Source organism: Streptomyces sp. NPDC102274, from assembly GCF_044766385.1.
Taxonomy (GTDB): Bacteria; Actinomycetota; Actinomycetes; order Streptomycetales; family Streptomycetaceae; genus Streptomyces.
This window is the reverse complement of the sequence record NZ_JBIWLW010000007.1, coordinates 133,533-145,996: the sequence shown is the minus strand read 5'-3', so window position 1 is coordinate 145,996 and position 12,464 is coordinate 133,533. Positions and strand designations below refer to the sequence as shown.

At 64.8% G+C, this 12,464-nt stretch carries 4 protein-coding genes; all 4 read left to right on the top strand.

Annotation, left to right across the window (positions count from 1 at the left end; translation table 11 throughout):
- Positions 1–719 precede the first annotated feature (719 nt).
- The 4 genes from ACIRQP_RS12400 to drmB are packed head-to-tail and all read left to right on the top strand — an operon-like array spanning position 720 to position 12,464.
- Positions 720–5,495 carry a DEAD/DEAH box helicase gene (locus tag ACIRQP_RS12400; RefSeq protein ID WP_403887495.1) on the top strand — a complete coding sequence of 1,592 codons (4,776 nt, stop codon included), beginning with the start codon at positions 720–722 and terminating at the stop codon, positions 5,493–5,495.
- A complete protein-coding gene (locus ACIRQP_RS12395) occupies positions 5,492–7,417 on the top strand; it encodes a UvrD-helicase domain-containing protein (protein WP_403887491.1) in 1,926 nt (641 codons plus the stop codon). The genes ACIRQP_RS12400 and ACIRQP_RS12395 overlap by 4 nt, the downstream gene beginning before the upstream one ends.
- Complete coding sequence (locus ACIRQP_RS12390; RefSeq protein WP_403887488.1) at positions 7,414–10,635, top strand: helicase-related protein; 3,222 nt, start codon at positions 7,414–7,416, stop codon at positions 10,633–10,635. The genes ACIRQP_RS12395 and ACIRQP_RS12390 overlap by 4 nt, the downstream gene beginning before the upstream one ends.
- Positions 10,632–12,464, top strand: a complete 1,833-nt coding sequence (gene drmB / locus ACIRQP_RS12385; protein WP_403887485.1) for a DrmB family protein — start codon at positions 10,632–10,634, stop codon at positions 12,462–12,464. The genes ACIRQP_RS12390 and drmB overlap by 4 nt, the downstream gene beginning before the upstream one ends.

Here is a 12,464-nt window from a genome sequence, read left to right as displayed (position 1 = left end):
TATGCCCTCCCCATGAATAGTCGCGGATTACCCCACTCCGGTACACGCCTCACGTCCCGAGTGGATGGTACGAAAATCCTCTGGCAAACATCTTGCCAAGAGGGGTCGGGGCAGGTTTGATTTAAACCTGACGCCCCATCAGTCGACGACCAGGCCACAAGAATTCACTTACCCATGATTCGGCCGCTTTGCACGTGCGCCACTTCTTCACCATGCCCAAATACCACAACCAGCACGCAAGCGGAGGACATTGATGTCCGGAGAATTTGATATTGTCGCACAGTACGACGCGCACGAGGACCCTTACCTCAAGTCCGAGTTCCTCGACGCGATGGGCATGACGCGCGCCGATATCAACAACGCTCGCCGTCTGCGCGACGCTGCCGAAAAGGCAGCCCGGAAGGCAGCAGCCGAGCCGCGGAACGTGTCCCCGGCTCCGCCCGACACCGGTCGTCCCTCCCGGCGCAGCCCTCGTACCCCTCGTCGCTCTCGGGTAGCCATGACCCGGCCGCGCAACAGGAACGTCCTGCGCCCGCGCCGTAGGGTCCGGCGTTCCCCCCTTCCGCTAGTGGTGGTCCTCATCCTCAAGCGGCCCTGACTCTGACACCACGTAAAAAATGCTGTCATATTGTTCACTTGTGAGCTGGCCGTGTACCCCCCGCTGCGGCCGGCGCCCGGCTCTCCTCGTTGCAAAGCCTCGGCCATGAAATGGATTCCCAGTGAACCACCAAGCCGCTACGGACAGTTCGAACACTTCGCCCGTCATCCGGAAGATCCTCGAACAGTCCGATCGAGTGCTGGAGACATACCGCGTCGACCCGGGCCTGATTCTGGAGCACGCCAACGGTGAGCGCCGTATCACTCAAGGCGGTTACGGGGACCGCCAGTTGTTCGAGCTGGTGCAGAACGCCGCCGACGAGATCGCCGACGCCCCCGGCGGAAAAGTGCATGTGGTTCTCACGGCATCCCACCTGTACTGCGCGAACGAGGGCACAGAGGTCACGCCCGAGGGCGCGGAGACCATTCTCCGCATGAGCGTGTCAAAGAAGCGCGGTGGCCAGATCGGTCGATTCGGCGTGGGCGTGAAGTCGGTCCTCGCCGTCACCGACACACCGCAGTTCTTCAGCACTTCGGGATCCTTCGGATTCGACCGATCCTGGTCGTACGAGAGGATCAGAGAAGCGCGAGGAGCCACGTCCGACGAAGAGTTCGAGGCACCCGTCCTACGGATGGCCCGTCCTCTCGACGCCGCCAAGGAACGAATGGCGGATCCCGTGCTCGACAAGCTCCTCGGTTGGGCGACCACCGTGGTACGACTGCCGCTCGTCGAGGGCGCCGCCGAGCTACTCGGTCGCGATATGCACAGTGCGGAGAAGGACAAGGATCTCGAACGCAGGGAGTTCCCGGCCCGGTTCCAGCTCTTCTCGCACCACGTCGGGACGGTGGTGCTCGAGGACCACCGAACCATGCCTCCAATCCGTCGTGAGATCACTGTCGAGCATGACGGATTCCGGCACACCATCAACGAGCAGCGGACCCAAAATCCTGCGCAGACAACCGCATGGAAGGTGTTCACACACGCTCACCGGCCTACCGAGCACGCCCGCAGCGGCGCCGGCGAGATGCATGACCGCGGGACCATCGACATCGCCTGGGCCGTTCCGGAATACACCGGTGACACCGTACGGGTGGCGCCCAGGGGACGTGGTGAATTCTGGTCCTTCTTCCCGACCAAGTACCCCATGACTCTGAGCGGTGCCCTCAACGGAGCGTGGAAGACCAACGAGGACCGCCAGAACCTCCTGGACGCCAGCCCCTTCAACCAGGAGATCATCCAGGTTGCCGCCCGTCTTGTCGTCGACTCCCTGCCGCATCTGGTCCCGGCCGAGGACCCCGGGGCCTACCTCCCGCTGCTCCCGGGGCGCCCCAGGGAATCGGAAACGCTCAACTGGGCGGACAGATATCTGACCGAACGGATCTGGAAGTTGACGGCACAGCGTCCCTCGCTGCCGGATCAGGACGGTGTCCTTCGGATTCCTCGGGACCTACGGCTGCACCCGACCATGGGCAACCGCGGAAGCCTGAAGCTGGAGTGGCTCAAGATGTGGAACGCCTGTCCGGGGCGCCCCTCGAACTGGATCCACCCGTCGGTGGAGGCCGCCGAGATCCGCGCGGGCAAGGTCGAGCACGTACTCCACGAGACCAAGCAACAGCGTGCGACAGTTCGCGAGTGGTTAGAAGCCCTGGTCACCGACGGCAGTGCCGATGCATCGGCTGTCGCGATCCGTATTCTCTCCGAAATGATCAGCGCCTCCTCGCCCTTTGCCGTAGAGGCTCGCAAGGCAAAGATCGTCCTCACCGAAGAGGACGGCATGGTTGCCCCGGTACCGGGCAAGGTCTTCCGCCGACCGGTTCAGGACGGTCTCAAGGATGATCTGGTGTATGTCGATCCCCGGATTTCGGAGGATCCCTCCCTGACTGCGGTGCTGAACGAAATCGGAATCCGGGAAGCGGACGCCCGTGGCCGTTTCGTGGGAGTCCTGGATCAGGGCTTCGACAGTTACGCCCCCCAGGACTGGAACCGCTTCTGGGAGCTGTTCCACAGCGCCGGTGGCAGTCACGTCAGTATGGAGGTGCGCACCCAGGTCCCCTCACCCCTGTCGACACTCTTCGTCCGCACCGTGGACGGTCGCTTCCACCGCATGAGGGACTGTCTGCTTCCCGGCCCGGTGGTACCGGCCGACAAGTCCCGGGACGCGTCAATCGCGGTGGACCCGGTCTTCCACTCCGACGACCTGGCGGTGTTCAGGGAGTTCGGCCTGCGTGACCGGCCGACCAGGGGGCAACAACCGGCCGAGGACGACGCCTGGTTCGTGGAGTACCGGTCGGCCATATACAAGAGCTACTGCAAGACCTTGGGAAGTCAGGACAGTCGGCCCACGCTCCAACGTCTCAAGGTGGAGGGGGCAGCCACCGGCGGGCCGCTGCATCTCCTGCCTCACCTCTCCGACGAAGGGAAAGCTGCCTTCGTCAGGGCTTTGCCGGACGACAGCGTCATCCACTCCTGGACGATGCAGATCGGGGTACAGGCCGCGACCCGTAAGGCGATCATTTCCCCTCTTCGGTGGATGCTCCTCCACCACGGTATGGTCCCCACCTCTCAGGGCGTCGTCCCGCTCGGCGATGCTGTGGGACCGCAACTGCACGCATACGAAGACGTCCTGCCGGTGGCCGACATCAGCGCGGAGAAAGCACGCAAGCTTGAGCTCCCGGTCGTTGTGGACAAGGTCCCGTCGAGGCAGTGGGACAAACTGCTGGAAGAACTCGGTCGCAGCGAGAACGACGCCTTTGTCGGACGTACCTACGTGATGCTGACGCGCCTCGGCGTCGATTTCCCTGCGGACAGCCTCACGCGCTGCCGGATCGGCGCAGAGTGGGACACCCGCGAGGACGCGGAAATCGCGGTGGCGGCCACTCCCGAGGAGTACAAGGCGCTGCGTGCGGAACAACTCCCCGCCCTGTTCGCAGGCAGTCCTGCCGACGCCGACCTGTTGATCAGTTCCTGGGGGATGCTGCGGTACACCGACGTCATCAGCAAGGAAACCCGCCATGTCAGCGAGGGCGAGCCCATCCTTCTGCGGGACGAGTTCCCGACCCTGCGCCAACGTCTCGGCAACAGCATCAACAATTACAGCCTTCTACACTGCTCCGAGTTGGAGGAAGTGACCCGCACGCCCCAGGGCGCACGGCCGACCTCTCTGGCCAGTGCTCTCCAAGGCACCACCGTGCTCGTCCTCGCCCCGAAGTCACGACTCGACTCGCTCCTGGCTGCCGATCGTGAACTCCGCTGGGGACTGAACGAGGAAGGGTGCCGAGCGGTGCTCGAAGCCCAGAAGCGACAGGAGGCTGATCGACAACTCCAGGATTCCCTTCGTAAGGTACGTGAGGCGGAGACCGTCGAGGAGAAGCTGGAGCTGCTCATCGGCCCGACCGCACTGCGTGCCGGGCTGCCGCCAGGCCTACTGGAGAGCGAGAGCGTGGACCTGGGCGGCGACGATCCGTCCCCCCGACGGATCGCGCGCATGGCGTACAACGCACACGGAGACGGTGTGCTCCAGATGCACACGAGGGATCTCGTCGCGGCCTATCCCAGCCATGCGCCTTCGTCCTTCACCGGCTCCTCCCCCGCGGTGAAGTTCGTGGCCGAATTCGGCTTCCCCGCTTCCTTCGCCGGTGCCAAGACTCCTTCGTTGCAACCGAGGATCAACGTTTCCGGGCCCACCGAGTTTCCCCGACTGCACGACTACCAGGACCGGCTCGCGGCCAACGTATTCGCGATGCTGGACCGGGTCAGCCCGCAGCGCGGGATGCTGTCCCTACCGACCGGTGCGGGCAAGACTCGGGTCGCCGCGGAGGCGGTCATCCGTTGGATCAAGCAGATGGGGCAGCTGGACGGCCCCGTCCTCTGGATCGCGCAGACCGAGGAACTCTGCGAACAGGCCGTCCAGAGCTGGAGCTTCGTCTGGTCGAAAGTAGGTGCGGAGAGTCCCCTGGCGATCAGTCGACTCTGGTCGTCCAACGAGGCGGGCCCAGTGAACGACCGTCCGCACCTCGTCGTGGCAACGGATGCCAAGCTCAGCATCTGTCTGGGTACGAACAGCTACGCGTGGCTGCGTTCCGCCTCCCTCGTCATTGTCGACGAGGCCCATGGAGCCATCGCGAAGCAATACACGGAGATCCTCACGCATCTGGGGCTGACCTCTCGGGAGACAACACGCCATCTGCTCGGGCTGACCGCCACCCCCTTCCGTAACACCAACGACGAGGAGACACGTCGGCTGATCCAGCGCTTCGGTTCCCGGCGCCTCGACGAGGGCATCTTCCCCTCGGGTAAGGCGTACGAGGAACTCCAGAGTTTGGGCATGCTGGCGCAGGTCACACATCGGGAGCTCACCGGCGGCACGATCGAACTCACCAGTGACGAGAAGGAACGGGCCGATCAACTGAGCCTTCTGTCGAAGGCGGCCGAACAACGGCTCGCCGACGACCACGACCGCAACCACCGCATTGTGGAAGAGATCCGGAACATGCCCGCGGACTGGCCGGTGCTGGTCTTCGCCACGTCCGTGGGGCACGCCAAGTACCTGGCCGCGCGCCTCAACGACCTGGACATCAACGCGGCCGCCGTGGACTCTGCGACATCCACGGCGAATCGCAAGAATCGCATCGACGCGTTCCGCAGCGGCGGTATTCGCGTCCTCACCAACTACGGTGTCCTGACCCAAGGATTCGACGCTCCCGCCACCCGTGCCGTCGTGGTCGCCCGCCCCACGTACAGCCCGAACGTCTACCAGCAGATGATCGGTCGCGGTCTGCGCGGACCGCGCAACGGCGGTAAGGAGACCTGCCTGATCCTCAACGTCAGGGACAACATCACCAATTACGGCAAGGCCTTGGCCTTCACGCAGTTCGAGCACCTCTGGACGGCGAAGTGAGTGACGCGTATCTCGACAGTCCGCCGCTGACGAAGGAGCAGCAGGCCGTCGTCGACCAACCGTGGGACACACGGCTCCTGGTCGCCGCGGGCGCCGGCGCGGGCAAGACCCACACCCTCGTTCGCAGGCTTGACGCGCTCATGAACGCCGAGGAGAACGGGGCGGAAGCTCTCGAAGCAGGGGAGATCCTGGTTCTCAGCTTCTCCCGGGCTGCGGTGCGGGAATTGCGGGAGCGCATCGCCTTGCACGCGCGAGAGGCCCGCCGTGTCAGGGTCCAGACCTTCGATTCCTGGGCGTACGCCCTGCTGAGAAGCGCTCACCCGGATCACGACTGGGGCGCTCTCCGTTTCGACGAGCGAATTCGGGAGGCCACGGATGCCATCCTGCGCGGAGCGGTCGAGTCCGGAGAGCTGGGGGCGCCGGCGCATGTCGTGATCGACGAGGTTCAGGACTTGGTGGGTGACCGCCGGGACATGGTGGAAACGCTCCTCGATCATTTCCAGGACAACTGCGGCTTCACCGTCGTGGGCGACGGAGCCCAGGCGATCTTCGGTTTCCAGGTGTCGGACGAGGATGCGCGAGCGGCGGAGACCAACTACTTCTTCGACTGGTTGCGGGCGTCGTACGCGGACGATCTCGTCGAGCTGCACCTGTCCGGCAATTTCCGCGCCCGTACCGATGAAGCCCGTACGGCGCTGTCCCTCGGTCCCGCGCTCCAGCGTCTTCCCTTCGAAGTCGAAGCGTCCGACGCCGCAGGCGAGGACCTTCATCGCAAGCTGCACGAACTACTTCGCTCATGCCCGGATTTCGGAGCCATCGACGATTCCTTCACCCTCAGCTCGCTCCGGGATTTCCCCGGTACCTGCGCGATTCTGTGTCGGGACAACCGGCAGGCCCTCGTGCTCTCGGACACGCTGTTCGCCTTGGAGGTGCCGCACCGAATGCAACGGCCCCTGCAGGACCGCCCTGTGGCGCCCTGGGTCGCATCCGTGCTCCGCGCCACCGGATCCACCACCCTCACCGAGGAGCGATTCCGAGAACTCCTCGCCGACGGTCCACTGCCACCCATCGGCGATCACGGCAGGCTCTGGCGCTCGATGCGCGGCGCCGCACGGGCACCACGAGGTCTTCTGGATGTCGCCGCGGTGCGGAGACTGATCGCCGAAGGGCGTTCCCCCGACGACCTCGCCGCCGCAGAGCCGGCCGATCTGGTGGTGTCGACGGTCCACCGTGCCAAGGGTCTCGAATTCGACCGGGTGATCGTGGTGGAACCCACGACAATGACGGAACTCCGTAAGCAGCACACCCATGTCGACCCGGCGGCGGAAGCTCGCGCTCTGTACGTCGCGATGACCCGCCCCAGGGACGACCTTTTTCGCCTCGCCGCGCCCGATACGGCACGTATCCGCAAGGACAGGGCCACCGACCGCTGGTACATCGGAGGATGGAAGGCATACATCCGTGACGGGATCGCGGCCTCTGGTCGGGACATCTCGCGCGAGCATCCCCCCGGTACGGAGGGTTTCGAGGACGCCCCACAGGCTGTGCAGGAGTATCTGGCCGCCGCGGTGTGCCCCGGTGACGAACTGGTGCTCCGTCTCCAGCACGAGATACCGATGGCCGCGGATCAGAGCCCCCCGTATTCGGTCTTCCACGGGGACAGGCCGATCGGAGTGGTGTCGGAGCAATTCCGCCATGACCTCCACTCCTCCTTGAAGATCAACAAGAGCTGGACCATCACATGGCCGACGGAGATCGTCGGCTTCCGTGTGGACTGTCTGGAAAGCGTCGCCGGCAGCGCCGCATCCGGTGCACGCGCCGGACTGGGCGACCACGGAGTCTGGCTCCTGCCCCGTATGTCAGGGCTCGGTAGATACAACAGGCGAGGCACGTTCCACCCCGAGGAGGAGCACAGCAGATGACCGCGAGCCGACATACCGCGCACTACACGATGCGTGAGGAGTTGGTCGAACAGCTCCGCAATGATCTTCTCGGTCCGAGGTCCGACGACGAGGTCCTGACGCAGGATCCGCCGATCACGACGTATCCGATCGGTGTGCTGTTCCCCCGTCCGGCGAATGAAGCGGCAGAGGAGGAACTGGCCACCGGGGCTGCCGAGAACGACGGGCTCGACGACGTCCCGGTCCTCCGTGGCAGGAAGGACATCGAGGACGCCGCCCCCGATCTGGGTGTCTCGTCGGCCAACGATCGTCGACCGTCCTCCATGGGGCTCACCTTCGCCGTCGACCCCGCCGTCTCGTCAACGATCGTCGTCACGACCGGAGCTGCCGTCTACGACCCGATCGATCCGCACGGCAGGCCAATCACAGCGAAACACGCGGAGGCCCGCAGCACCTCGGAGCAGTCCGAGCATTGGCGCCGTCGCGCGTTGACGCTCCGCTCCGTCACGATCGACGTGACGAAACCGGGCATGCAGCGGCCCGACCCCATCGACGTGGACATCAAGATCCGGGCTCTCGTCCGCCGCCCGTCGGAACCGAGTGGCACCGTCACCGTGACCGTCACCCTGATCAATGACAAACGGGTCGGTGAACGAGCTCTGCACGATGCTTTCTGCCTCTACCAGCCTCGCCTCACTGTGACCGCCCCCTCAGGCGTGCGGGCTTTCGTGGAACGCCCCGCCACTCAGGGTGCGACCGACCTGGAACAGGACGTGAGCAGGCTGCTCCACCGACACGCCCCGACCTTCGCCATGGGCCACGGCTGCGCCGCCGACTGGGACTGGGAGCCGCCCCCCGTCGGTGCGCCGCCCGCGGAGCGGGCGGCCGTCGCAGAGGTGCGGACCGAGTTCGTACCGAGCCATGAGGTGCTTCTGACGGACTCCAACCCGGAGATCGACGACTCCGCCCTCACCATGCACGGCCTGGCCACCCGGCGCGAGAGCGAGGTACTCGCAGCACTCAAAGATCTGGCGGCGGGATACGAAACCTGGATCGACCGCAAGGAGGCCGAGGCAGAAGCACTCGCTGGAACGGTGCATGAGGCCCCGGCCCGTGAGCAGACCGAACAGTGCCGCATCGCTCTCGGTCGTATGCGCCACGGGATCCACGTACTAGGCACGGAACCGGATGCCATGATGGCGTTTCGTCTTGCCAATCTGGCAATGGCCCGGCAGCGGGCCCGCAGCGTATGGGCGAAGAGCGGACGTGTCGGGGAACCGGACGAGTCGGCCGGCCGATGGCGCCCTTTCCAGGTGTCCTTCATCCTCCTGTGCCTCGCAGGCATCGTGGATCCCAATCACGAGGACCGCGGTACCGCAGACCTGCTCTGGTTCCCGACCGGTGGTGGCAAGACGGAGGCTTACCTGGGCCTGATCGCCTTCACCACGTTCCTACGGCGTATACGGCTGAGGGAACAGGGGGCGGGTGTCACCGTGCTGATGCGCTACACGCTTCGGCTTCTCACCCTTCAGCAGTTCGAGCGTGCCGCCACCCTGATCTGCGCCATGGAACGCCTCCGTCTCGACGACGAGAAGTCCCTGGGCAGCGAGCCCATCTCCATCGGTATGTGGGTAGGCCAGTCAGCGACGCCGAACACACTGTCGGTGGCGGAGGACAGCCTTGCCGAGCTGCGCAAGGGCAAGACGCTCCAGGAGAAGAACCCCGTACAGCTCCATGCCTGCCCTTGGTGCGGTACACGGCTCGACGCGTTCCAGTACGAGGTCGACGACAGTGCGCAGCGGATGCATGTCCGATGCCCTGACCTGGACTGTGACTTTCGGGGCGGACTTCCCGTTCATTTGATCGACGAGGCGGTGTACGACGCCCGTCCGACGCTGGTGATCGCAACGGTGGACAAGTTCGCCGCGATGCCGTGGCGGGAGCGTACGGCGGCGCTCTTCAACCGGGACCGCTCGGACGGCACTCCGCCTCCCGAGCTGATCGTCCAGGACGAGCTGCATCTCATCTCGGGTCCGCTCGGTACCCTCACCGGTCTGTACGAGACGGCCGTGGATCTGCTGGCCGATCGCCCCAAGGTGATCGCCTCGACAGCCACCATCCGTAGAGCGGCGGACCAGGGAAAAGCGCTGTTCGATCGTAAGGTCTCCCAGTTCCCGCCGGCCGGGCTCGACGCCCGGGACTCCTGGTTCGCGGTGGAGACCCCTCGGGAGGTGAAGGCCAGCCGCATGTACATCGGGTTGCTCACCCCGAGCACAAGCCAGTCCACGCTGCTCATCCGCACATACGCGACACTGCTCCACCAAGCGATGCGGGCCGACACCGGCCAGGAGGTACGTGACGCCTACTGGACGCTCGTCGGCTACTTCAACAGCCTCCGACTGCTGGCTGCTGCTGAGCTCCAGGTCCATGACGACGTCGAGGCGTACCTGGAGTATCTCGCCGAACGGGACAACTGCGAGAAGCGAGGTGTCCAGGAACAGACCGAGTTGACCAGCCGGGCCAACTCCAGCGAGGTTCCGGCTCGTCTCAAGCAGATCGAGCGGCGGCTCCCTCACCCCGAGACTGTGGATGTCCTGCTCGCCACCAACATGATCTCCGTCGGCGTGGACATCGACCGGTTGGGCCTGATGGCGGTCATGGGGCAACCGCAGACCACCGCGGAGTACATCCAGGCGACCAGTCGTGTCGGCCGAAGTCACCCAGGTCTGGTGGCCGTCATGCTCAATTCGTCCCGTTCCCGCGACCGTTCCCACTACGAGAACTTCCTCCATTTCCACTCGGCCCTGTATCGGGAGGTCGAGTCGACCAGCGTGACGCCCTTCTCCTCCCGCGCAAGGGAGCGTGGGTTGCACGCGGTCATCGTCGCCTTGGCCCGCATTCTGATCCCTGCGGCCCGTCCCAATGAGGGCGCGGGGAGTATCGAAGAGTTCCGGGAGGAGCTCGACGAGGTGGTCAGGACCGCACTCCTGGCCCGGGTCGCCGCTGTTGACGAACACGAGTGCAGAGGGACGGCAGAGGCGTTCGACGAGTTCGTCAATTGGTGGGCGGACGAAGCAGAGATTCACGGCGGTCTCACGTACGAACCGAAGAGAGGGAAGAAAACCCCCTCGCTGCTGTGTGCCTTCGACGACGAGAAGAACGACGAAGCTTGGCCCACTCTGTGGAGTCTGCGTGATGTGGATGCGGAGTCCGCCCTTTTCATGGAGGCATCCCGATGACCCCTCCCCCCGGCCGACGCCGCCGCGGCGGTGTACCCGAGCGCAGCCTTCCTCGACGGGGTTCGGTGCGTCGCTCCCAGATGATCACCACGTACGGTGTCGGGTCCTTGATCGCCGTCGACAACGAGTCGTTCATCGTCTCCGGCACCGACTCCTGGAACATGACCGAAGCACCGACCATCGACGAGCACCGGCTGGCACGGATCCTCGACGTGAAATCCTTCCGCCTTCCTCCCGCGTCGGACGACACCAGCAAGGACGGCGTACGCGTCCGACGCTTCCCGCTCTGGCATTCGTGCCCTACGTGCAACGCGCTTCAACACGTGCGCGGCTTCAACTCCCCGCCGGGAAAGAACGAGTGCGGGGACTGTGGAGAAGAATTGGTCCCCTCCCGCTTCGTAATGGCCTGCGCGCACGGGCACATCGATGACTTCCCGTACTGGAAATGGGCACACCGTAACAACCGCAAGGAGGGGGAGACCGGTTTTTGCGGTGGTGAGATGGGTCTTCGCTCCAGCGGAAAGACCGCGTCGCTGCGCTCGATCCTGATCTCGTGCACCTGTGGCATCCCCGAAGTTTCCATGGAGGGCGCATTCCGCACAAGCGCGCTCTCGGAAATCAAGGTCCGCTGTGCCGGCAAGCGTCCGTGGCTCAAGGACGCCCCTGACGAATCGTGCTCCGAGGCACCGCGAACTCTCCAGCGAGGTTCGTCGGTTGTGTGGCAGGCGATCGTGAAGTCCTCATTGTCGATTCCACCGTGGAGCGGTGGTCTCGCGGCTCGTCTGACGGACCACTGGGACAATCTGCGCGATCGAAGTCGTTCCGAGGTCGAGCTGTATCTCAAGGGCGCAACGGCCAATCAGAGTTATGAATTCCCTCTGGACCAGGTCATGGAGCTCCTGGAGGCAGAGAAGCAGGAAGACACAGACTCTGAGGAGGAGCAGAACAAGGGCAGTGCCTATGTCGCCCTGCGTAAGCAGGAGTATCGACGGCTGAGCGAGGGAAACCCGGAGACCTCGGCGGACCGTGACGAGCAGTTCATCTGTGAGCCACCGAGAACCTCCGCCTCGTCGCTGCATTCGTACGGCGTGACAAACCCCATGCTGGTCAAGCGACTTCGCGAGGTCCGCGCACTCAAGGCATTCTCTCGCGTCGACACCCCGGACACTCATGCCGACGTACACGAAGCAGATTTGTCCCTGCCGAAGATGGACTGGTTGCCCGCCATGGAGGTCCAGGGTGAAGGGGTCTTCCTTCGGCTGAACGAGCAGCGGCTCGACGAGTGGGCACGGAACGATGCTGTCGCCGCTCGCGCGGAACGGATCAGACACAACCACCTCCGACAGCTACGGGAGCGTGCCAAAGATCCGAAATCGGTCCCCGCCTCACCCGCTACCCCGCGCATGGTGCTGCTGCACACTCTGGCGCACCTACTCATCAACGAGTGGAGCTTGGACGGCGGCTACCCGGCCGCTTCCCTCCGGGAACGGCTGTACGCCGACGACGACATGGCCGGCCTCCTTGTCTACACAGCAACCAGTGACTCAGCGGGGAGCCTCGGCGGATTGGTCGCCCAGGGCGAACCGGACCGTCTGGCTCCTGCTCTCGGCTCCGCTCTCCAACGCGCCCAGTGGTGCTCCTCGGACCCGCTCTGCATCGAGTCCGAGGCGAGCGGTGCGGGCAGCGTCAACCTCGCCGCCTGCCATGCCTGTGTCCTGCTGCCGGAGACCAGTTGCGAACAGAACAACGGCCTGCTCGACCGAGCGCTGCTGGTGGGGACACCGGAGGATCCGTCAATAGGGTTCTTCCACAACGTGCTGGAACTCTGA

What these genes read in the sequence shown, in the direction of transcription:
- ACIRQP_RS12390 (WP_403887488.1), top strand. Translation starts at nt 7,414, where the DNA reads ATGACCGCGAGCCGACATACCGCGCACTACACGATGCGTGAGGAGTTG.
- drmB (WP_403887485.1), top strand. Translation starts at nt 10,632, where the DNA reads ATGACCCCTCCCCCCGGCCGACGCCGCCGCGGCGGTGTACCCGAGCGC.